Here is a 20,747-nt window from a genome sequence, read left to right as displayed (position 1 = left end):
CCGATCCCGTTGAAGGCGATCGCGGTCAGCGGGCCGTTCGCGCAGACGAACGCCTGCCCGGTGGAGTTGGCGGTCGGTCACAGCTGCGTGGTGGAGGTGAGGTTCGCTCCGGCGCAGGAGGGTCCGGTCAGTGGTGCGCTGACGTTCACCACGGCTGATGGTGCCGAGCCGGCCTTTACGCTGCCGTTGACCGGTACGGGGGCGGCGGCGAATGCCACGCCGGTGGTTGTGGCGCCGTCTGGTCCGGTGCGGGGTGTGGTGGGCAAGCCGTTGACGTTGACGGTGGAGTTCACCGACGCCGATACCGGTGACACGCATACGGCGCAGGTGGCGTGGGGTGCTGCTCCGGAGCCGGCCACGGTGGCTCAGCGTTCGGGTGGCGGGACGGTCACTTCGAAGGCCAAGACGTTCACCGCGCCGACGCGTGGACGCGCGACTGTGATCGTGACCGACAGCAAGGGCGCCGTCGGTGGGGCGAACGTCGAGTATGTGATCGAGGAGGCAGGGCCGAACACGGCTCCGGTGGTGTCGGCGGGGCCGGACGCGGAGGTGAGCACGGGTGAGGCGTTGCAGCGGACGGTGACGTTCACCGATCCGGACTCCACCTCGTGGACGGCGACGGTGGATTACGGCGACGGGTCCGGCCCGCAGCCGGTCACGCCCACGGCGGCCAAGCAGATCGCGCTGGAGCACCAGTGGGCGACCGCGGGGACCTACCCGGTCACGGTGAAGGTCACCGATGACGGCGGGCTGGAGGCTACGGCGACGTTCACCGTCACGGTCACCGCGGGGCAGACGCCGAACCAGGCGCCCGAGGTGACGGTGCGGACGTCGATGGACACCGTCGAGGCGGGTGCCGACTGGTTTGGGCTGGGTTCGTTCACCGACCCCGATTCCCGTGACTGGTCCTACACGGTGGACTACGGGGACGGGTCGGGTCCGCAGCCGCTGACGCCAACCGCCGGCCAGTTGAAGCTGGAGCATGTGTTCGCTTCGGCCGGTGATTACACGGTGGTGCTGACGGTCACCGATGACAAGGGCGGTGCCGGTAGCGCGCAGGTGGTGGTCCATGTGACCAACGCCGCTCCGCAGGTGGCGTTGAAGGCGCCGCCGGCGGTGGTGGAGGTGGGTGAGCCGGTGACGTTCACCGGTTCGTTCACCGACGCGGGCACGGGTGACTCCCATACCGCTACCTGGACCGTCGGCGGCCGGCAGATCGCCGGAGCGGTGGCCGGACACCAGACCACGCCCAAGGGCAAGAACAAGGCCGAGAGCAAGGGCAAGGTCGGGGGACCGGCTGGGGGCAGGGTCGAGGGCACGGTGAGCCTGCCACACGTGTTCACCGAGCCGGGCCTGTATGAGGTGGCGGTCACGGTGGCCGACGATCACGGCGGCCGGACCACGGCCGACATGGTCGAGGGTGCCAAGGTGCGGGTGCTGGTCTACGACCGGACCGCGTCGGTGACCGGGGCCGGCACGATCGCGACCCCCGCCAGGGCGTGCACGCTGACCACCGAGTGCGCCAAGGAAGAGGGCAGGGCCTCCTTCACCCTCACCGCCCGCTACCCGGGCAAGGGCGCCACGCCCACCGGTGAGCTGACCTACACCGCGCCCGGCTTCGCCCTGGGCGACGCCTCTCACAGAGTGCTGTCGGCGACGGGTGGCACCGCCACCCTGCGCGGCACCGGGAAGGTCAAGGGAGCCGGAACGGTCACCTACGAGATCACCGCGACCGACCCCGGCGCCGGGAAGCCCGACCAGCTCCACCTGGTCGTCTGGAACAGCAAGGGTGAGCGGATCTACGACAACCAGCCCACCGGCTCACCGTCCCCGGTGAACGGCGTGCTGCGCGTCAGCGGCTGAGCTCCGCCTGTCCGACAGATCCCACGCCTGCTCAGGCCGTCCCCACCAGGATGGCCTGAGCAGGCCGCGGCCTCGGGCGGCGCACCATGCCGTCAGATCCGGCCGATGTCGGCGGGCAGGCCGAGGGCGAGCACGTGGTCGAAGTGGAGGAAGGTCTCGAACTTGGAGCCCGGCGCGACCGACTCGTCGGCTTCCAGGTCGCGCAGCAGGCGCAGCGCCCCCGGCGTGTCGAGGTCGTCGTCCAGTGCCCGCTGGACGCGCTCGGCGTGGGCGTCGTCGATCGGGCGGCTCGGCGATTCGGCCCATTCGGCCACCCGCCGCCGAAGCCGCCGCAGTTCCTCGTCGGCGGCGCGGAGGGCGTCCCAGGTGAGATCGACCGGTCGCCGGTAGTGGTGCTCGAGCAGGGCCAGCCGTACGGCGAGGGGGTCGAGGCCGGCGGCGGCGACGCCCGACAGCGAGGCGACGCCACCGGCGCCGGCCGGGCGGCCGTCGAACAGCAGGCGCCCGGAGTGCGCCCAGTGGGCGGCGGCCTCCTGACCCGTCGCGGCGTTGGACTGGGCTCGCGCCCTCTCGTGGTGGGGGAAGCACAGGTCGGCCCCGCCCACGTACAGGTCGAAGCGCGCGCCGAGGAACCGCAGCGGCGTGGCCGAACATTCGATGTCGCGGCCGGGGAGACCGCGCCCCCAGGGCGCGTCCCAGACCGCCCCGGCACCGCCGCCCGCCGCATCCCCCAGAGGCTCCCACAGGGGCCAGTCGGACACCGAGCCCGGCTTGCCGGAGATGTCGCCGTACGCGGGAAAGGAGGCCGCGTCGAAGAACACCGCCCCCTCGGGGGTCACGTAGGCATGGCCACGCTCGATGAGCCGTCCGATGAGCTCGATCACCAGGCCCATGGTCTCGCTGGTCCGGGGGGAGTGCTCGGGGGCGCGCATGTTGAGTGCGAGCGTGTCGGCGTCCAGCGAGGCGCCGTCTCCGCCACGGAGGTCGGAGACGTTGCGGCAGGCGAGCACCCGCAGTCCGGCGCGCTCGGCGACGCGGCGGACCAGGTCGGCGAGCAGGGCGGGCCTTAGGTCGGCGATACCGGCGGTCTCGTGTGCGGTGCAGGTGTACACCCGCAGGATCCGCGAGCCGGTCGGGGCGGCAGGCACGACCTGCCGGGTCAGGGTGTCGTGGAGCCGCAACATGGTCTGAGCCTATGTGCTGCCCCCGACATCCCTTTGCCCAGAGTCAGGCGAGGAAGGTCAGGATGTCGCGGTCGCCGCGGTCGCGCAGGCGGTCGAGGACCTCCTCGCGGGCGACTCCCTCGGGCAGGCCGATACGCGCGCCGATGAGCCGCAGGCCCTCGGCCTCCGACGCCACCGGAGCGGTGTACCCGATCAGGTGCAGCGCCTGGTTGATCGCGGGCAGCCCGGCTCCCGCGGCGGGCAGGAAACGGGTCAGCAGCTCGCCGCCGTCGGAGACCGTGAGGAAGACGTGGTCGCCCTCGGACGCGTTGTACTCGGCCAGCACGTTCCTGATCGAGCCGATCGTCGGCTGGTTGTGCCAGCTGATCACCACCTCGCCAGACGCGGTGGAGGCGGTGAGCTGGCCGCCGGGCGCCATGCCGAGGTGCGCGGCGAAACCCGTCGGCAGCGGGGAGCCCGAGCCGCGCAGGTGCTCGGCGTTCACGTCCACCCGGTGCCACCAGCGGCCGTCCCTGCTGCGGAAGCAGCGGCGGGTCATCGACACGTCACGGCGCGGCTGGTACGGCTCGGCCTGGTCCTGCCCGGCCACCCTGATGTAGCCGCGCTGGGTCCGCTCGAACCCGGGCCCTCCGGCGTACGCCCTGATGGAGCTCTCGCTCACGTCGTAGCGGGAGGTCAGGTTGTCCACCACCGTGCTCACGGACGCCTCGCCGCCCGCGCGCTCGATCTCCCGAATGATCATCTCCCGGATGCCGAGGTACTCGTCGCCGCCCCATCGCCGCAGGCCGTACTTGCTGCGGTCGAGCCGGATGAACCGCTCGTCGGAAGCGAGCTGGTTGCGGATGCCGACGAGGCTGTAGTCCTCGCCGATGCGTGTCTGGATCTCCTCAGGGGTGAGCGGCGCGCGGGTCACCGCCAGCACGGCCTCCGCCTTGTCGCCCATGCTGCGCGGCCAGGGGACGACGTGGCCGTCCAGTACGCGCAGGTGCGGCACCGACGCCAGCCAGCGCTCGGCGACGTCCTCCCGGATGCCGAGCTGGGCGACGAGGGAGACCGCCTCGTCGAGTGGCCGGGGGCCGTCGGTGAACAGCTGCCGCGTCTTCTCCCTGATCTCGTCCGCGCCGCCCGCGACCAGCCAGCCGTCCACCTGCTCGTACCCCGTGAGCAGCGTGCGGACGAACCGCCAGGCGGGGATCGCGAGCGTGACCAGCTCGGTACGGTGCCACGGCACGGCCGCCGCGAGGTCGTCGGCGGGCACGGCCGAGCCCAGCCGGGTGCGCAGCCAGGACAGGTGCGCGTTCAGCGGCGCGGCCGCCGGGCCGTTCAGCCAGTCATTCACGTGGTCGCGCAGGTCGCGCTCGATCTGCCGGATGCGCTCGCGGGTGACCGAGAAGCGCTGGGCCAGCTCATCCAGGGTGGCCCGCTGGGCCTGGCCCGGCTGCTGGGACGCGTCGAAGTAGAGCCGGTCCCGCGCGATGGCCCGCTGGCGGTCGTCCAGCCGGGCGAAGATCTCGTCGATGATCTCGGGCATCGGCCGCTCGGGGAGGGCGGGCGGGACCGCGGCCCCGGCCGGCTCCCGCGCCGGCTCGGTGGCCAGCAGCTTGTCGATCACGTCGACGTACAGCTCGTGGACGCTCTCCCGGGGGCCGGGCGTCTGCAGGCTCTCCTCGGGGTGGGTGAACCTCAGCAGCGGCAGGATGTCGCCGAGGACCAGGTGCGCCCAGCAGGCGATCGTGAGGTCGGCGAGCCGGGAGGCGACCTGGCCGGTCCCCACCGCCGCACAGGCCCGGTCGAGGGGGAGCGCCTGCCACCACGCGTCGGGAAGACCGGGGTCGCTCGCGATCGGCTCTACCTGGCTGGGCGCGGTCCAGCGCAGCGGAGGCACGATGTCGCTAAGGCTGAGGTTCATGCAGGTCCAACCGGCAAGGGGAATATATCCGCAGTTCAGACTAGGGGATCCGACGTCAGGACGGGATGAAGGGACTGGCTCGGCCGGAATAGGACACGTAGAGCAACTCCCCCGCCCGCGTACATGCCACGTAGAGCAGCCCCCGTTCGCGTTGCAGATCGTGCGCCCGGGCCGTCGGGTCCTCGTCGGCCGGGGTCAGCGCGTCCGGCGCCGGCACGATTCCGTCAGCCACGCCTATCACGGCCACCCGACGGAATTCCAGCCCTTTCATGCCATGGAGGGACGTGACTTTGACCGTGATGCCCGCTTCGCGTAGTGCGGTGCGGGCGGTACGCACGAGGTCGGGGGTGCGTGCGGCGACCGCGATCTGTGCGGTCGGCACGCCCTCCTCCAGCCACTCGGCCACGGTGGCGACGAGCCCGGCGATCTCCGCCTCCGCGCTCACGTACTCGCGCACCGTCGGACGCGGGCCGTGCTCCAGCGCGCGGTAGCCGTACATCGCGGCGTTGCCCGCGACCAGACCGTCCACCGGGCCGCCGCCCCGCAGCCGCACCCCCCACGAGAGGATCTCGGCGGGCAGCCGGTGGGAGATCCTCAGGCGGAACCCGCGGGCGGGGATGCCGACGTCGGCCAGCGCGACGCGCGTGTCGAACATCCGCTGGTGCGGGTCCCCCAGGATGAACAGGTCGTTCGGGGCGGCGGGGACCGCCGCCCGCAGCAGCCGCCACTGCGCCGGGTGCAGGTCCTGCGCCTCGTCCACGACGATGTGCCGGTACGGCTCCCGCCCCGGCGCCTCGTCGCCCAGCAGATCGCCGACGGCCCGCCCGAGCAGGCCCGCCGCCTCGGAGGCGAGCTGGAGCAGGGTGCGCCGGCCGGACTCGCGCAGCCGCCGTACGACGTGCTGGACGGCCTCCCACACCACGGTCCTCGCCTCGGCGTCCAGGCGGACGCTGCGGCCGGGCCGGGCCGCGGCCTGGTACTCCTCCAGCGTGCGCAGGTCCTGCGCGAGGATCACCTGCTCCCACTCGCGCAGCAGGAAGGCGCTGCCGAAGCGCCCGACGGCCGCCTCCTGCCACAGGTCGGCCAGGTCGTCGGAGGAGACGAGCGCCGGGGCGCGGCCCTCCGCCGCGGCGACGATGCGGTGGGCGATCCTGTCGACGTTGCCCACCTCGACGCGCTTGCGGACCAGCTCGTCATCGATGATCACGTCGAGCCGCGCGGACAGCTCGGTCGCGAGGCCCTGCGAGAACGTGACGAGCAGCACCGGGCCGGTGGCCGCGCGGGCCAGCAGGGCGGCCCGGTGCAGCGCGATGACCGTCTTGCCGGTGCCCGCGCCCCCGGTGATCAGCACCGGCTGCTCGTACGCCGGCCAGTTGGCGTACGTGTGCTGCGGCGGGTACAGGAACGTGCACCAGGTGGGCAGCGTGAGGACGCGCTCGAGCTCCGCGGCGTCGGCGGCGAACGCGGCCCGGTCGGGGCTGCGCCGCAGCGCCGCGAGCAGGTCCTCGGGGTCGACGTCGTCGGCGACGCGCGAGCGGTAGGCGTCCAGCTCGCGCCAGGCCGCGGCGAGCGAGCCGCCGCGGGCGAGCGCCGCGAGCGGCGCGTACTGACTCTGCGGGAGCATGGGCTCCACGGCCGCGAGATGCGACTCCGACGTCATCAGCCGCAGCAGCGGCAGCAGGCGGGCGTCGACGCCGATGTTCAGCAGGTCGGTGTCGCACCAGTTCTCGAAGAGCGGCCGGCCGCCGGTCCCCGCCGCGCGGCGCAGCGCGGGCTCGATCCGATCGAGGGCCTCGGCGTCCCAGGTCTCGACGATCCCGATCGCCGTGTTCACGCCGACCCTGTGCCGCTGGGCGTACGACCACGCCTCGGCGTCCGGGAGCACGGTGAGCAGCCAGTAGACGTCCTCCTGCCGCACCACCACCCCCCGGTGACGGTCGGCGAGCCGGAGCGTGGCGATCCGGGAATCGCGGCTGTTGCGCACCCTCTCGGGGTGCGGCGCGGCGGACGCGTTCAGCAGGAACCGGCGTACCGCTACGGCGACGTCCCGGCGGACGGGCCGGGTGAGCGCGCCGAGCCCGCGCAGGAACTCCGGGGAGATCGCGAGCCGGGGCATGGGCTATCCCAGCAGGGTCAGCAGGTCGCGGTCCCCGCGTTCACGCAGCCGCGCGAGGAGTTCCGGCCGCTCGACGGCTCCGGTGAGGCCGACGCGCGTCGCGATCACCTGCTCCGCCTGCTCGGGCGAGTCGCTCGGCGTGGTGTAGCCCACCAGGCGCAGGGCCCGGCTCGCCTGGTCGCCGCCGTCGGCGGCGGGCAGGTGCCGTACGCGCAGCATGCCCTCCTCGGACAGGGTCAGGAAGATGTGGCTGCCCTCCTCCGCGGAGATCTCGCTGAGAATCCGCTGGAGGGAGCTCAGCGCCGGCCGCGCGCGCCAGGAGAGTCCGACCTCGCCGGCCGCGCTGTGCACCGTGCGGTCGTCGCCCGGCGCGAGGCCGATGTAGGCGGCGAACCCGCTCGGCAGCGGCACCTCGACACCGTCGAGGTGCCGGCCGGACACGTCCACCCTGAGCCACCACCTGCCGTCCGGCTGCCGGAAACACCGCCGGGTCAGCGCCACGTCCTTGAGCCCGCTCTGCTGCCGGTCCGCCTTCTGGGCGCGTAGTTGCGGCACGCTCTCCAGCCACTGCCGTGCCACGTCGGGACGTACGCCGAGAGAGGAGATCATCTCCAGTGCCTGGGAGACGGTCGGCGGGCGCTCGGCCGAGGCGATCAGGTTCCGCGTCTTCTCCCGCAGTTCCTCGATGTCGCCGGCCACGAGCCAGTCGCCGGAGAGGCGGTGGCCGGGGAGCGTGGCGAGCACGAACCGCCAGGCGGGCACCTCCAGCGAGCGCAGTTCGCGCTCGTGCCACCCGGCCGCCGCGACGAACCGCGCCTTCGGGACCGCGGCTCCGAGCTCGTCGGCGAGACGGGCCAGGTGCTCGTTGTACGGCGTCGCCGCGGGCAGCGCGAGCCAGCGCGACAGCCGGTCGCGCAGGGCCGCTTCCAACTCGTGGATGACGGCGGGAGGGACGGCCAGCAGTTTGGCCAGTTGCTCGGGCGCGGACGGCTCGCCGGTGAAGACCCGGTTCTGCGCCACCATCCAGGTCTGGTCGTCCAGGTCGCCGAACGCCGCGTCGATCAGCGCGGGCAGGTCCTCTTCCAGAGCCGGCTCGGCCACCTCCTCCGGGGCCACCTCCTCCGGGGGCGCCTCTTCCGGGGGCGTCTCTTCGGGGGCGGTCTCTTCGGGGGACATCTGTAAGAACACGGCGGTGAAGAGGGCCGTCAGCACGGGCCGGGCCTTGACGAACGGTTGGTCGGCGAGCTCCCGGCCGGACAGCGCGAGCAGGCCGTGCCACGACCCCGCCCGGTCGAGCGCGATCGCGACCTGGGGGTCGTCGGCCTCGTCAGGGTCCATCACGTGCAGCGCGGGCAGCACGTCGCCGACGGCCGCCGCCGGCCAGTGGTCGAGCGCGAGCCCGGTGAGCAGGTCGCCGAGCGCCTCGGCGCCCAGGACGGCGAGCACGCGGTGCAGGGGCAGCGTCCGCCACCAGGCGTCCGGCAGGCCGGGCCGGTCGGTCAGCGCGGTGATACGGGCAGCGTCACTCCAGCGCAGCGGTGGCACGAGGTCACTCAGGCAGAAGTTCATGCTTTCCTCATCACTCACAGAGACCAGTCCATAGTCTGGCAAATCGCCCCCGCTGTGGTGGAGGTTCGGGGTGCACGCGACTCAGCGGCGTTCGGCCGCGAAGCGGAGGCGGACGTAGTCGGCCATCCAGCCGGTCTCCCGGCGCAGGGCGGGGGCGGCCAGTTCGTTGACCCGGCGCAGCAGCGGCTCCACGGCCGCCGGGGGAACCCGGTCGAGCAGCGATCCGGCGAACATGCGGACCCAGTCGGCCGCGCCGTTCGGGCACTCGTCGAGGGGAGTGGGGCGGTCGAAATACTCCAGCAGCCGGACCGTGAAGCCGCCCTTCTCCAGGCGGAGGGCGTACTCGGCGGGGCTGGGGAAGTACCACGGCAGCTCGGGCTCGCGCAGGCCGTACTCGCGCCAGGCGGTGAACACGGCGGCGGTCAGGGCCGCGCAGTTGCCCGCGCCGCCCATCTCGGCGACGAACCGGCCGCCCGGCCGCAGCGCCTCCCGCACGCAGTCGATCACCGCGTCGGGGTCGCGGCTCATCCAGTGCAGGGCCGCGTTCGAGAAGACCGCGTCGTACGGCTGGGCGACGGTGAAGTCGTAACCGTCGCCCACGGTGAAGTCGAGTCCGGGATGGTGCGCGATGGCCTGCTCGATCATGGAGTGGGAGCCGTCGATGCCCAGCACGTGGGCGCCGCGCCTGGCGATGTCGGCGGTGAGCACGCCGGTGCCGCATCCGAGGTCGAGCACGCGCTCACCGGGGCGAGGGTCGAGCAGTTCCACCAGCGGGGCGCCGTGAGCGGAGACGTAGCCGAAGGAGCTGTCGTAGGCGCGAGCGTTCCATCGGGTGAGACTGGGAGTTTCGTACCTCAAGATCGGCTCGCATTCTGACACGTGGTGCCCTGTGTCGGGATTGCCGCAGTCTCATGCCGACTTGTGAGACTGCTGGGCTGACGACACACTTTACGGCTTCCGTCGCCCCCGCGAGATCAGGTGGCTCAGCCGACCATCCGGGCCCAGTTCGCGGCCACGTACGACTTGGCCTGGTCCTGCTCGGGGACGCTCAGGATGACCGGGTCGCCGGACACCTCGGGCAGCCTGGCGGCGGCGTCCCCGTCCAGCGTGTCGCGCATCTCCATCGCCTCGAGGCGGGCGGGGCGGGCGAACGCCTTGAGGAAGAGGTTCTGACCCTCGTCGGACAGCAGGAACTCCTCCCAGAGCCGTGCGGCGGCGGGGTGCGGCGCCTCGGCGCTGACCGCCTGCATGTAGTAGGAGGCGAGCACCTCGTTCTTGGGGATCGTCACCCGCCAGGCCGCGGCGCCGCGCCCGGAGGCCGCCCGCGCCGCGTTCATGAAGTCCCAGTCCACCACGGCGGTCGCCTGGTCGGGCCGGCCGAGCATGCCGCCCTTCTTCAGCCGCGCGAACAGGTTCACGCCCCGCGCGGCGTCCGGCAGTCCTTTGCCGAGCGAGGCGGCCATCACGGCGTCGAACGCCGACGCCACCCGGCGCGGGTCGCCCGGCAGCGCCACCACGGTCCCGGGCCTGGCCAGCGCGCCGTACGACGCGGGGGCGGGCACCTTCCGCGGGTCGTAGCCGATCGACATGTAGCCGCCGTAGGCGGCGAACCAGCGTCCCCTCTGCTCCTTGACGTCGTCGGGGATGTCCGGCCAGCCGGTCACCCGGTAGGGCGCGAAGAGCTTGGCGTTGGCGACCGCGACCTCCAGGGTGAGGTCGAAGACGTCCGGCGCCTGCTTGGTCCCCTTCAGCCTGGCCGCGGTTTCGATCTCCTGCTTGCTGCTCGCCTCCGGCACGATCGAGGTCACCTTGATGCCGTACTTGTCGGAGAACCTGGCGATGATCTCCTTGTAGCCCACCCAGCCGCCCGGCAGGCCCACGACGGTGAGCGCGCCCTCCTTCTTGGCCGCGTCGACGAGCCTGTCCATGGTCCCGAACCCGGACTCCAGGCTGTCGGCGCGAGGGTTCAGAGGAGGCAGCGGCTTGTCCGACGAGGACGGCGACGACGGCTTCGAGCACGCGGAGGCCGCGGACAGGAGGATCGCCGCCGAGGAGATCGTCACGACGCAGGCACGTATGGTCACGCCGCGTATGCTCCCCGCGTCGCGGGGGCCGTTCGCGTCGGCGCGCTGGGGGATTACCGAGTCGGCGTCCGCACCATGCACGCCGATTACCGGGCGCGGGGATTACCGGGCGGGCGGCGCGGGCGGCACGATCTTGGCGGCGGCCAGGGTGTCCTCGGCGATCTCCACGAGGCTTCCGTCCCGCTTCCGCACGATGAGCACCCCATCGTGCCAGGACTCCAACACGCCGACCGCGTCCCGGTACCCACCGGGCACCCTGCGCCGCGTCGTCACCCGTTTGCCCACGTCGGCGGGGGTGACGGCGACCACGAGACGGGCTCCGAGCCGAGGGGCCACCACGATTGCCCCCCTCCTGTTCCGGCTAGTCGGCAGGCACCGCAATACTAGGGCTAGCAACCCGCGGTCGAGCCGTGCAACCCAGAAGGAGCCCGAGGTGACGTACGTCATCGCGCAGCCTTGCGTGGACGTCCTGGACAAGGCGTGCATCGAGGAATGCCCCGTCGATTGCATCTACGAGGGCGAACGCATGCTCTACATCCACCCCGACGAGTGCGTGGACTGCGGTGCGTGCGAGCCGGTGTGCCCCGTAGAGGCGATTTTCTACGAAGACGACCTTCCCGAGCAGTGGAAGGACTTCTACAAGGCCAACGTCGATTTCTTCGAGGAGCTGGGCTCGCCCGGCGGCGCCTCGAAGGTCGGCAAGATCAACAAGGACCACCCGCTGGTCGCGGCGCTCCCGCCGCAGGGTGAGGACCACTGACCGACGCCTGACCGGCGTGGTCCGTGACGACTGGGGGATTTTCTTTGCTTGCGTTGCCGGACTTCCCATGGGATCGGCTCGTGCCCTATCAGGACCTGGCGCGGGCGCATCCCGGCGGGATCGTCGACCTCTCGGTCGGCACGCCGGTCGACCCGGTTCCCCCGGTCGCCCGCGACGCGCTCGCCGCCGCCGCCGACAGCCCCGGCTATCCCCTGACGTACGGCACGCCGCGGCTGCGTGAGGCGGCCGCGGGCTGGCTGCGGCGGCGGCACGGCGTCACGGTCGATCCCGGCGACGTGCTGCCGACCATCGGCTCCAAGGAACTGGTGGCCTGGCTGCCGACGCTGCTCGGCGTGCGCCCCGGCGACCGCGTGGTCTTCCCCGAGCTCGCCTATCCCACGTACGACGTGGGCGCGAGGCTGGCCGGGGCCGAGCCCTACGCGTCCGACGGGCTCCTCGCGCTGGGCCCGGAGCGGGTCCCGCTCGTCTGGGTCAACTCGCCGTCCAACCCCACCGGGCGCGTCCTGCCCGCCGAGCACCTGCGCAAGGTCGTCGCGTGGGCGCGCGAGCGCGGCGCGGTCGTCGCGTCAGACGAGTGCTACATCGAGCTGGGCTGGGAGCAGCACCCGGTCTCCGTCCTCCATCCGGACGTGTGCGAGGGCTCCCACGAGAACCTGCTCGCGGTCCACTCGCTGTCGAAGCGGTCGAACTTCGCCGGATACCGCGCGGGCTTCGTCACCGGCGACCCCCGGCTCGTACGGCGGTTGCTGGAGGTGCGCAAGCACGCCGGCATGATGATGCCCGCCCCGGTCCAGGCCGCGACGGCGGCCGTGCTGGACGACGACGCGCACGCCGACGAGCAGCGCGAGCGGTACGCCCGGCGCAGGGCGGTGCTGCGGCCCGCGCTGGAGCGGGCCGGCTGGCGGGTCGAGCACTCGGCCGCGGGGCTCTACCTGTGGGCCACGAACGGCTCCGGCTGCTGGGACCAGGTGCGCGCCCTGGCCGACAGGGGAATCCTCGTCGCGCCGGGCGAGTTCTACGGCGACGCCGGGCGTGGCCACGTCCGCATCGCCGTCACCGCGACGGACGAGCGCGTCGATGCGGCGGTCAGCCGCCTCCAGTAGGATCGCGCGCCATGACGACAGCGATCGTGATCGTGCTGAGCCTTGCCACGGTCGTCGTGCTGGGCGTCTTCGCCGCGGCCCGGCGCACCCGGGCGCGCCGGCCCGTCCGCACCCCGCCCGCCCCCGTGGAAGGGTCCTCGCCGCCTGACCCCGCGGCGGACCCCGACTTCTTCGACCCCCGCACGATCAGGGTGGGGGACATCGTCTACGTGGATGCCGCCCGCTACCGGGCGACCGGCGCCCTGCACTGCACCATGCAGGGCGAGAAGTGGACGGAGTACCTGCTGGACGAGGGCGCCCGGCGCTACAACTGGCTGTCGGTCGAGGAGCGGCCGGGCGAGGAGGGCGGACCCCTCCACCTGGAGGTCCTGCTGTGGACCGACGTGCCGACCCAGGGCATGGTGCCGGCCAAGCACATGCTGATCGTGGACGGTGTCGAGTTCTCCCCGATCGAGCGCGGCACGGCCGCCTTCCGCTCCGAGGGGACGACCGGGCTGCCCGAGCGCGGCCTGCTCGACTTCGCCGACTACCGGGCGGGCGACGGCCGCCTGCTGTCGTTCCAGCGTGTCCAGGGTGGTCAGTGGGAGGCGTCCTACGCCCGCCCGCTCACCCCCGGTTCGGTCCGGGTGGATCGGCTGCCCTGATCACCGGGGTAGGTTCGCTTCGTGGAACGGCGCCTTACCAAACCTGTCGTGACCGTCATGGTCATCGTCGTCCTGCTGGGCGCGGCCATCTTCTACGGCGCCTACCATCTGCTGAAGCGGACCGAGCCGTTCGCTCTGGGCGAACACTGCGTCGTCGAGACCTCCGACGGCACGCTCGACATCGACATCGAGCAGGCCCAGGTCGCCGCCACCATCGCGGCCGTCGCCGTGCGGCGCAAGCTGCCCGAGCGCGCCCTCCAGATCGCCTACGTCACGGCGATCCAGGAGTCCAAGCTGGCCAACCTGCCGTACGGCGACCGCGACTCGGTGGGCGTCTTCCAGCAGCGGCCCTCACAGGGCTGGGGGACGGCCGAGCAGTTGCAGGACCCCGTCTACGCGACGCGGAAGTTCTTCGCCGCCCTGGAGAAGGTGAAGCACTACCGGACCCTGCCGCTGCACGAGGCGGCGCAGGCCGTGCAGCGCTCCGCCGACGGTTCGGCCTACGCCGAACACGAGCAGTCCGCCAAGATCCTTTCGGCGGCGTTCATCGGGCGCGTGCCCCAGGCCGTCCACTGCTGGTACCCGCCCTCGGACAAGCCGGTCTCGCCGCAGCCGGAGGCCGCGCGCAAGCAGCTCGTGCGCGCGCTCGGGACGGACTCCGCGCCCAAGCGCGGCTGGCTGGTGGCCGCCTGGTATGTCACCCACGCCCAGAAGTACCACCTGCGCCAGGTGCGCTTCGAGGGCGTCACCTGGACGGCCGCCAGCGGGCACGACGGCTGGCGCAAGGACGCCAAGCCCGTCGCCACCGTGCAGATAGCGTGAACCGGTCGGTTAAGGTCGGGTGGCATGCGGCTTGACCTTGCCCAGGACGTGGGCGCGCTGACGGCGCGACTGGTGGACATCGAATCGGTGAGCGGCGCGGAGAAGGCGCTGGCCGACGCCATCGAGGAGGCGCTCGTTCCGCTGCCGCACCTGACGGTGCTGCGGGACGGCGACGCCGTGGTGGCGCGCACCGATCTCGGCCGGGCCGAGCGCGTGGTGATCGCCGGGCATATCGACACGGTCCCGGTGGCGGGCAACCTGCCCAGCAGGGTCGAGGACGGCGTGCTGCACGGATGCGGCACCTCCGACATGAAGAGCGGCGTGGCCGTCCAGCTCAAGCTCTGCCTGCTGGCCGCGCCGAACCGCGACCTCACCTTCGTCTTCTACGACTGCGAGGAGGTCGAGGCCGAGCGGAGCGGCCTGCTGCGGCTCACCCGCACCCACCCCGAGTGGATCACGGGTGACTTCGCGGTCGTGATGGAGCCGACCGACGGGCTCATCGAGGGCGGCTGCCAGGGCACGCTGCGGGCCGACATCACGGTGAAGGGCGTGCGGGCGCACAGCGCCAGGTCGTGGGAGGGCGTCAACGCCATCCACGGCATCGCGCCGATCCTGGAGATCCTTTCCGGCTACGAGGCGCGGAGCCCGATGGTGGACGGCCTCCGGTTCCGCGAGGGGCTCAACGCGGTGGGCGTACGCGGCGGGGTCGCCGGGAACGTGATCCCGGACGAGTGCGTGGTGACCGTGAACTACCGCTTCGCCCCCGACCGCACCCTGGAGGAGGCGTTCGCCCACGTCCAGGAGGTCTTCGACGGTTTCGACGTGCGCCTCACCGACGGCGCGCCGGGCGCGCGGCCCGGGCTGACCCACCCGGTCGCCGCGGCGTTCGCGGCCGCGATCGGCGGCACGCCCCGGGCCAAGCTCGGCTGGACCGACGTCGCGCGGTTCTCTGCCCTCGGCATGCCCGCCGTCAACTGTGGCCCGGGCAACCCCGACATCGCGCACACGGCCGGGGAGAACGTGAGCCTGGCCAAGATCGTCGAGAGCGAGCGCCGCATGACGGCCTGGCTGACCGAATAACCCGTAGATAGAAGAAAGTGGCTCTCCTCGCCGGCCATTTGGCGGGGAAAGCCACTTTCGTCCCGAGCAGCACCCTCATTTCTTAGACGGAGCCTCGGCGAAGACCGGTTCCACGTTCGCGGGAATGTTTTCAAGATTCTTCAGAGTGTTGAAGGTGCCCTCCCGCCGGACGGTGTGCCAGCGCAGGCGCACCCCGAGAACGGCCGTGGCGACGGACTGGATGACCACCAGGTACATCAGCTGCCGGTAGACGAACTGCTGCAGGGGGAGCACCCACAGCGCCGACGCCCGTTCTCCGTCCAGACGCAGCGCGTACCACCCGCTGAGGGCCTGGGCGGTGACGAATCCGGCCCACACCGCGACGACGGGCAGCGGGTCTGCCACCGCCACGCTGTAGACGGCCATGATGTCGACGACCGGGGCCAGCAGCGGCAGGATCACCTGGAAGAGCGTGAGATACCCGAGGCACCGGCGGCCGAAGGGTCCTCGCTCCAGCACCGCCCCGCGGTGCTTCCACATCGCCTGCAGGGTGCCGTAGCACCAGCGGTAACGCTGGCGCCACAGTTGTCGCAGCGAGGTGGGCGCCTCGGTCCACGCCCGGGCCCGCTCCTCGTAGACGACCCGCCAGCCCGACCGGCAGATCGCCATCGTGAGGTCGGTGTCCTCGGCGAGGGTGTCGAGGCTGACGCCGCCGACCGACAGCAGCGCCTGCCGGCGGAAGGCGCCGATCGCGCCTGGCACCGTCGCCATGCAGCCGAGCAGGTCGAAGGCGCGCCGGTCGAGATTGAACCCGATGACGTACTCGATGTGCTGCCACCGGCCGATCATGCCGCGGCGGTTGCCGACCTTCGTGTTGCCGCTGACCGCGCCCACCGAGGGGTCGGCGAGCGGTCGGATGAGGTTCCCGATGGTCGACGGCTCGAAGACGGTGTCGCCGTCCACCATGATCAGGATGTCATGTGAGGCGTGGGCGATGCCGGTGTTGAGCGCGGCGGGCTTGCCGCCGTTGGGCTGACGGATGACGCGTACGCCGGGCAGATTCAGCGAGGCGGCGATCTCCGCCGTGCGGTCGCTGGAGCCGTCGTCCACGACCAGCACCTCGATCTGCCCCGGGTAGTCCGTCGTCACGAGTGAGCGGACGGTCGCCTCGATCCCCGCCTCCTCGTTGTACGCGGGGACGATCACGGACACGGCCGGAGGGGCCGGCCATACGGGAACGCGGTCGCGCCTGCGCCTGGGGGTGTTCTCCGGGCGCCTGCGGCGGGTCCTGCGGGCGTGGACCCAGGCCAGCGAGACGAAGAACGCCAGGCGGGCGAGGGTGAGCACCCCGGCGACGGAGAGGATCCAGCCCAGTGAGCCGGTGAAGACGGCCGAGACCCGCTGGGCGACGGCGAGAACGCTCCCGAGGAAGCGCTCGATGGTCCCGGCGGGTGTGTGGGCCGAGGGCAGCCCGGCGGCCTTCGTGAGTGTGGTGGCCGAGTAGCCCCTTTTCTTCAGCGCGTCCAGCAAGGCGTCGACGGCGGCCACGGTCCGGCTCCGATCGCCTCCGGCGTCGTGGAACATGACCACCGCGCCCCGGCCACGGCGCGGGAGCGTGTCCCTCACCATCCGGTCGACGGCGGGACGGCTCCAGTCCCGCGAGTCGAGGTCGGTGAGTGCCACCAGGTATCCCTCGTCCCCGAGTGCGTGCATGGCCGCGAGCTGGGCGCCGCCGACCGCCGACGGCGAGGAGGAGTACGGCAGGCGCGCCAGGCGCGTGTGCACCCCCGTCGTGCCCGCGAGGACCTTCTGTGTGAGGGACATCTCCAGCCGGGTGCGCCAGACCCGGGCGGTCGTCAGGTCGGCGTGGGTGTAGGTGTGGTTGCCGAGCTCGTGACCCTCCGCGAGGATCCTGCGGACCAGCTCGGGGTGCTCGGCCGCGTGGGCGCCCACCACGAAGAAGGTCGCCTTGGCACCGTGCCTGCGCAGCACGTCGAGGATCCGAGGGGTCCACTTCGGGTCGGGGCCGTCGTCGAAGGTCAGCGCGACCGTCCGGGCGGCCGGCCGTACGCTGCGAGGGTGCGGCCCCGAAGCGTTCACGACCGGCCCGCCCGAGCGCACCCGGTCGAGTTCGGCGGAGTGCTCCTCGCCCGCGGCAGGGGGCGCGTGCGTCTCGCCGACGACGTTGTGCGCGAAGCCGTTGAGCATCAGCGCGCCGGTCGTCAGCAGGGCCGCGATCGCCACGAGGAACCAGTGGCCGCGGGGGTCGGCCCGCTTGCCGCGTCGTCCTGCCATCACCGTGTGCTCACCCTCTTCACCTGGGTCCGCGCGTCCGGTCGACCTGACCCGGCGGTGTGCCGCCGTGGCCGGGGTTCGCCGCCGGCGCTTCCGTGAGCTCGGGCGACGGTTCCGCAGGTGGTTCCGCCGTCTCGGACGGCGAGGGCCGCCGGGTCGGCACCGAGGAGGGGAGGCGGGACGGGGCGGAGGATGGGGAGGCGGACGCGCGGGGCGGCCGGGAGGCGGACGGCCGAGCGACGGGCGAGGTGGCCGTCCGCGTGGGGCGGGCGGCGGGCGTCGGCGCCGGAGGCTGGGCGGAGGTGCTCGTGTTCGGTGAGCGGGAGGGGCTGGGCGAGCGCGGCTGCGGATGCGCCGCGTCCGGTCGGCCAGCCTGCCCCGGCCAGTTCAGAGCGGGGAGCCCGGAGCCGCCGACCATGCCTCCGAGCACGCCGACCAGCAGAGTCACCGTGAGAGCCATGACCAGCACCCCGGTGACGATCGCGGTGACGGTCAGCACCTTGCTCCTGCGTCCGCTGTGGTCGACGAAGACGGCTGTGCTTGTGGGGTGTGGCTCTCTCACGGGCTCCGATGCTATTGAGGCTGGGCTGATCATTGGGACGCAATATGACGTTTGGGGCATAACTAATCGGGTACTTCGCGTGACTTGCACCGTTACCGATTCCGACCGTTAGCGTGACCGTCATGAACCACACCCGACCCGAACGCCGGCAGGGTCCGTCCCTGGTCCGCGGCGGCCTCGTCCCCGAATCCACCCACGACCAGCGCCTGCTCGACCGCCGCGGTCCCACCGGCTGGCTGCACGAGGATCCCTGGCGGGTGCTGCGCATCCAGTCCGAGTTCGTCGAGGGCTTCGGCGCCCTCGCCGAGCTTCCCCCCGCCGTGACCGTCTTCGGCTCGGCCCGCACCGGTCCCGACAGCCCCGAGTACGAACTCGGGGTGAAGGTCGGCTCGGCGCTCGCCAAGGCCGGCTACGCGGTGATCACCGGCGGCGGCCCCGGAGTGATGGAGGCGGCCAACAAGGGCACCCTCGAAGCCGGTGGCGTCTCGGTCGGCCTCGGCATCGAGCTGCCGCACGAGCAGGGCATGAACGACTATGTGGACCTCGGCATCGAGTTCCGCTACTTCTTCGTGCGCAAGACGATGTTCGTCAAGTACGCCAGCGGGTTCGTGGCCCTGCCCGGCGGCTTCGGAACGCTCGACGAGCTGTTCGAGGCGCTGACTCTGGTCCAGACGCGGAAGGTCACCTACTTCCCGGTGATCATGATGGGTGTCGCGTTCTGGTCGCCGCTGATCGACTGGATCCGCGACACGCTGGTGGCCACCGGGAAGATCTCGCCGCAGGACGTCGACCTGATCTCGGTCACCGACGACCCCGACGAGGCCGTGCGGATCATCGTGGAGGCCGACCGGCGGGCCGCCACTCAGTAGGGTTGCCCTGTGTTCGTCTGTGTGTACTGCTCGTCCAGCCAGAAGATCGACCGCAAGTACCTCGACCTCGCCCGGGAGGTGGGGACGGAACTGGCCCACCGCGGCCACGGCCTCGTCAGCGGCGGCGCGATCGTCTCCTGCATGGGCGAGGTCGCCCGGGCCGTCCGGGCCGGCGGCGGTCACACCGTCGGGGTGATCCCCCAGGCCCTGGTCGACGTCGAGATCGCCGACACCGCCTCCGGCGAGCTGATCGTCACCGCGGACATGCGCGAGCGCAAGGGCGTCATGGACGCCAGGTCCGACGCCTTCCTCGTGCTTCCCGGCGGCATCGGCACGCTGGAGGAGCTGTTCGAGATCTGGACCACCCGGGTGCTCGGCCTGCACGAACGGCCGCTGGTCGTCCTCGACCCGTGGGGCCTGTACGGGCCGCTGCGCGACCTGGTCGACGGCATGTACGAGCAGGGCTTCACCCGGCCGAACGTGTTCGACGCGATCTCGTGGGCGACCACGGTGGAGGAGGCGCTCGACATGATCGAGCGCCCCGCGCTCCGCCTCAGCCCCACGGGCGAGGAACTCGGCGAGAGCTAGGCGAGGCCGCGGCGGGTCAGGGCGGGGGGCCTGCGGCCCAGCAGGGCCTCGGTCATGTCGAGGGCCTGCCGTACGTCGTGGGACGTCCGGAAGACGCTCGCGCCCGCCCAGGCGAACGCCGCGGCGGCCGCGACGGCCTCGGTCTCGTCGCCGGGGAGCGTCACCACGACGGTGCGTCCCGCCCGGGCCAGCGCGGACACCTCCGGCAGCGAGGCGGCCTCGACCCAGCCGGGCTCGGTCTCGTCGTCGGGTCCGATCACGCGCGTCATGCTTCCATGCTCGCACGCCGGAGAGTTGTGGCACGATTCGTATGTGCTGGTCGTACTCGTCATCGCCGGGCTCGCCGTGATCGTCTGCGTGGTCATGGTCTCGTTGGGACACGGCGGCGAGATGGCGGAGTTCCCCCCTGACACGCCGCCGCTCGATCTGCCCGCGGCCGGCCAGGTGACCTCCGCCGACCTGATCGCGCTTCAGCTCCCCATCGGCTTCGTGGGCTACAGCACCCAGGCGGTCGACGAGACCCTGCACCGTGTCTCGGTCGCGCTGGGGGAGCGTGACACCCGCATCGCCGTGCTGGAGCAGCGCGTGGCCGAGTTATCGTACGCCCGGCCGCAGGTGCGTCAGGAAACGCGCCAGGCCGAGGCGGAGCAGACCGACGACGCCGACGAGAGCCGGGCCGAGCGTGACCGCGCCGAGGCTGAGGAGGCGTGGTGACGGCGGACGACGGGCTGGTCCGCTGCGGGTGGGCGGGCACGACGTCCGACTACGTCGCCTACCACGACGAGGAGTGGGGCCGTCCGGTCCGCGGAGACGACCTGGTCTTCGAACGGATCACCCTGGAGGCGTTCCAGTCCGGCCTGTCGTGGCTGACGATCCTGCGCAAGCGGGATAACTTCCGCAAGGGGTTCGCCGGGTTCTCCATCCCGGCGGTGGCGGCCTTCGGCGAGAGCGACGTGGAGCGGCTGCTCGCCGACACCGGCATCGTGCGCAACCGCGCCAAGATCGAGGCGGCCGTCGCCAACGCCCGCGCCGCTCTGGAGGTGCCGGGCGGGCTGTCGGCGCTGGTGTGGCGGTACGCCGAGGAGCCCGGGCGGGTGCCCGCCACCCTCGCCGACGTCCCGGCCAGCACCGCCGGCTCCACGGCGCTGGCCAAGGAACTCAAGAGACACGGCTTCCGCTTCGTCGGGCCCACCACGGCGTACGCCCTGATGCAGGCCATCGGCCTGGTCAACGACCATGTGGCCGACTGCCACGTCCGAGAGGCCGTCAGCGCCCTGCGCCGTGTTTGACGCCATCGAA

General features: G+C 72.1%; 20 protein-coding genes. 10 read left to right on the top strand and 10 right to left on the bottom strand.

Going from position 1 to position 20,747, the window contains the following annotated elements:
* On the top strand, positions 1-1,863 hold a 1,863-nt coding region (locus HHX30_RS33700), incomplete at its 5' end, for a PKD domain-containing protein (protein ID WP_249350722.1).
* Positions 1,864-1,955: 92 nt separating this feature from the next.
* On the opposite strand, the gene HHX30_RS33695 is transcribed toward HHX30_RS33700, so the two are convergent.
* The 7 genes from HHX30_RS33695 to HHX30_RS33665 form a co-directional block, all read right to left on the bottom strand.
* Positions 1,956-3,047 carry a cysteine--tRNA ligase gene (locus tag HHX30_RS33695; RefSeq protein WP_169987257.1) on the bottom strand — a complete coding sequence of 364 codons (1,092 nt, stop codon included), beginning with the start codon at positions 3,045-3,047 and terminating at the stop codon, positions 1,956-1,958.
* Between the two features lie 43 nt (positions 3,048-3,090).
* Positions 3,091-4,956: a sigma factor-like helix-turn-helix DNA-binding protein gene (locus HHX30_RS33690; RefSeq protein WP_169987255.1), complete on the bottom strand. Its 1,866-nt coding sequence runs from the start codon at positions 4,954-4,956 to the stop codon at positions 3,091-3,093.
* Positions 4,957-5,011: 55 nt separating this feature from the next.
* The gene (locus HHX30_RS33685; protein ID WP_169987253.1) at positions 5,012-7,072 is read right to left on the bottom strand and encodes a UvrD-helicase domain-containing protein; all 2,061 of its coding nucleotides are present in this window, start codon (positions 7,070-7,072) and stop codon (positions 5,012-5,014) included.
* 3 nt (positions 7,073-7,075) lie between these two features.
* On the bottom strand, positions 7,076-8,641 hold the full coding sequence (locus HHX30_RS33680) for a hypothetical protein (protein WP_211592989.1): 1,566 nt from the start codon (positions 8,639-8,641) through the stop codon (positions 7,076-7,078).
* Positions 8,642-8,722: 81 nt separating this feature from the next.
* Complete coding sequence (locus HHX30_RS33675; protein ID WP_169987249.1) at positions 8,723-9,499, bottom strand: trans-aconitate 2-methyltransferase; 777 nt, start codon at positions 9,497-9,499, stop codon at positions 8,723-8,725.
* A gap of 125 nt (positions 9,500-9,624) precedes the next feature.
* The gene (locus HHX30_RS33670) at positions 9,625-10,725 is read right to left on the bottom strand and encodes an ABC transporter substrate-binding protein (protein ID WP_169987247.1); all 1,101 of its coding nucleotides are present in this window, start codon (positions 10,723-10,725) and stop codon (positions 9,625-9,627) included.
* A gap of 102 nt (positions 10,726-10,827) precedes the next feature.
* A complete protein-coding gene (locus tag HHX30_RS33665) occupies positions 10,828-11,064 on the bottom strand; it encodes a hypothetical protein (protein WP_396706218.1) in 237 nt (78 codons plus the stop codon).
* A gap of 94 nt (positions 11,065-11,158) precedes the next feature.
* On the opposite strand from HHX30_RS33665, the gene fdxA reads away from it, so the two are divergent.
* From fdxA to dapE, 5 genes are read left to right on the top strand one after another with little or no spacing between them, the layout of a single operon-like run.
* Positions 11,159-11,485 carry a ferredoxin gene (gene fdxA / locus HHX30_RS33660; RefSeq protein WP_030507471.1) on the top strand — a complete coding sequence of 109 codons (327 nt, stop codon included), beginning with the start codon at positions 11,159-11,161 and terminating at the stop codon, positions 11,483-11,485.
* A gap of 44 nt (positions 11,486-11,529) precedes the next feature.
* Entirely contained in the window at positions 11,530-12,609 is a 1,080-nt protein-coding gene (gene dapC / locus HHX30_RS33655) for a succinyldiaminopimelate transaminase (RefSeq protein WP_169987245.1), read from the top strand.
* Between the two features lie 11 nt (positions 12,610-12,620).
* The gene (locus HHX30_RS33650; RefSeq protein ID WP_169987243.1) at positions 12,621-13,253 is read left to right on the top strand and encodes a DUF4178 domain-containing protein; all 633 of its coding nucleotides are present in this window, start codon (positions 12,621-12,623) and stop codon (positions 13,251-13,253) included.
* Between the two features lie 57 nt (positions 13,254-13,310).
* Complete coding sequence (locus HHX30_RS33645) at positions 13,311-14,075, top strand: hypothetical protein (RefSeq protein WP_211593028.1); 765 nt, start codon at positions 13,311-13,313, stop codon at positions 14,073-14,075.
* A 24-nt stretch (positions 14,076-14,099) separates the two neighbouring features.
* A complete protein-coding gene (dapE, locus tag HHX30_RS33640) occupies positions 14,100-15,155 on the top strand; it encodes a succinyl-diaminopimelate desuccinylase (protein ID WP_169987239.1) in 1,056 nt (351 codons plus the stop codon).
* Between the two features lie 75 nt (positions 15,156-15,230).
* On the opposite strand, the gene HHX30_RS33635 is transcribed toward dapE, so the two are convergent.
* Positions 15,231-17,429: a bifunctional polysaccharide deacetylase/glycosyltransferase family 2 protein gene (locus HHX30_RS33635; RefSeq protein WP_169987237.1), complete on the bottom strand. Its 2,199-nt coding sequence runs from the start codon at positions 17,427-17,429 to the stop codon at positions 15,231-15,233.
* A 19-nt stretch (positions 17,430-17,448) separates the two neighbouring features.
* The gene (locus tag HHX30_RS33630; protein ID WP_169987235.1) at positions 17,449-17,991 is read right to left on the bottom strand and encodes a hypothetical protein; all 543 of its coding nucleotides are present in this window, start codon (positions 17,989-17,991) and stop codon (positions 17,449-17,451) included.
* 122 nt (positions 17,992-18,113) lie between these two features.
* On the opposite strand from HHX30_RS33630, the gene HHX30_RS33625 reads away from it, so the two are divergent.
* Together HHX30_RS33625 and HHX30_RS33620 are read left to right on the top strand one after the other, a co-directional pair.
* Positions 18,114-18,860, top strand: coding sequence for a TIGR00730 family Rossman fold protein (locus tag HHX30_RS33625; protein WP_169987233.1), 747 nt, complete (start codon positions 18,114-18,116; stop codon positions 18,858-18,860).
* A gap of 9 nt (positions 18,861-18,869) precedes the next feature.
* A complete protein-coding gene (locus HHX30_RS33620; RefSeq protein WP_169987231.1) occupies positions 18,870-19,448 on the top strand; it encodes a TIGR00730 family Rossman fold protein in 579 nt (192 codons plus the stop codon).
* On the opposite strand, the gene HHX30_RS40950 is transcribed toward HHX30_RS33620, so the two are convergent.
* Entirely contained in the window at positions 19,445-19,717 is a 273-nt protein-coding gene (locus HHX30_RS40950) for a hypothetical protein (protein ID WP_211592988.1), read from the bottom strand. The genes HHX30_RS33620 and HHX30_RS40950 overlap by 4 nt on opposite strands.
* A gap of 43 nt (positions 19,718-19,760) precedes the next feature.
* Between HHX30_RS40950 and HHX30_RS33610 the strand changes: the two genes are divergently transcribed.
* Both HHX30_RS33610 and HHX30_RS33605 read left to right on the top strand, forming a co-directional pair.
* Positions 19,761-20,162, top strand: a complete 402-nt coding sequence (locus HHX30_RS33610) for a hypothetical protein (protein ID WP_169987229.1) — start codon at positions 19,761-19,763, stop codon at positions 20,160-20,162.
* The gene (locus tag HHX30_RS33605) at positions 20,159-20,737 is read left to right on the top strand and encodes a DNA-3-methyladenine glycosylase I (RefSeq protein ID WP_311922976.1); all 579 of its coding nucleotides are present in this window, start codon (positions 20,159-20,161) and stop codon (positions 20,735-20,737) included. The genes HHX30_RS33610 and HHX30_RS33605 overlap by 4 nt, the downstream gene beginning before the upstream one ends.
* The last annotated feature ends 10 nt before the right edge of the window (positions 20,738-20,747 follow it).

The organism is Microbispora sp. H10836 (assembly GCF_012999525.1).
Classification (GTDB): domain Bacteria; phylum Actinomycetota; class Actinomycetes; order Streptosporangiales; family Streptosporangiaceae; genus Microbispora.
Note: the sequence above shows the minus strand (reverse complement) of the source record. Positions and strands in the feature narration are given on the sequence as shown.

Excerpts from the sequence above, each read along its gene's own strand:
- HHX30_RS33695 (WP_169987257.1), bottom strand. The coding sequence starts at position 3,047 with ATGTTGCGGCTCCACGACACCCTGACCCGGCAGGTCGTGCCTGCCGCC.
- HHX30_RS33690 (WP_169987255.1), bottom strand. The coding sequence starts at position 4,956 with ATGAACCTCAGCCTTAGCGACATCGTGCCTCCGCTGCGCTGGACCGCG.
- HHX30_RS33685 (WP_169987253.1), bottom strand. The coding sequence starts at position 7,072 with ATGCCCCGGCTCGCGATCTCCCCGGAGTTCCTGCGCGGGCTCGGCGCG.
- HHX30_RS33680 (WP_211592989.1), bottom strand. The coding sequence starts at position 8,641 with ATGAACTTCTGCCTGAGTGACCTCGTGCCACCGCTGCGCTGGAGTGAC.
- HHX30_RS33650 (WP_169987243.1), top strand. The coding sequence starts at position 12,621 with ATGACGACAGCGATCGTGATCGTGCTGAGCCTTGCCACGGTCGTCGTG.
- HHX30_RS33645 (WP_211593028.1), top strand. The coding sequence starts at position 13,311 with ATGGTCATCGTCGTCCTGCTGGGCGCGGCCATCTTCTACGGCGCCTAC.
- dapE (WP_169987239.1), top strand. The coding sequence starts at position 14,100 with ATGCGGCTTGACCTTGCCCAGGACGTGGGCGCGCTGACGGCGCGACTG.
- HHX30_RS33635 (WP_169987237.1), bottom strand. The coding sequence starts at position 17,429 with ATGGCAGGACGACGCGGCAAGCGGGCCGACCCCCGCGGCCACTGGTTC.
- HHX30_RS33625 (WP_169987233.1), top strand. The coding sequence starts at position 18,114 with ATGAACCACACCCGACCCGAACGCCGGCAGGGTCCGTCCCTGGTCCGC.
- HHX30_RS40950 (WP_211592988.1), bottom strand. The coding sequence starts at position 19,717 with ATGACGCGCGTGATCGGACCCGACGACGAGACCGAGCCCGGCTGGGTC.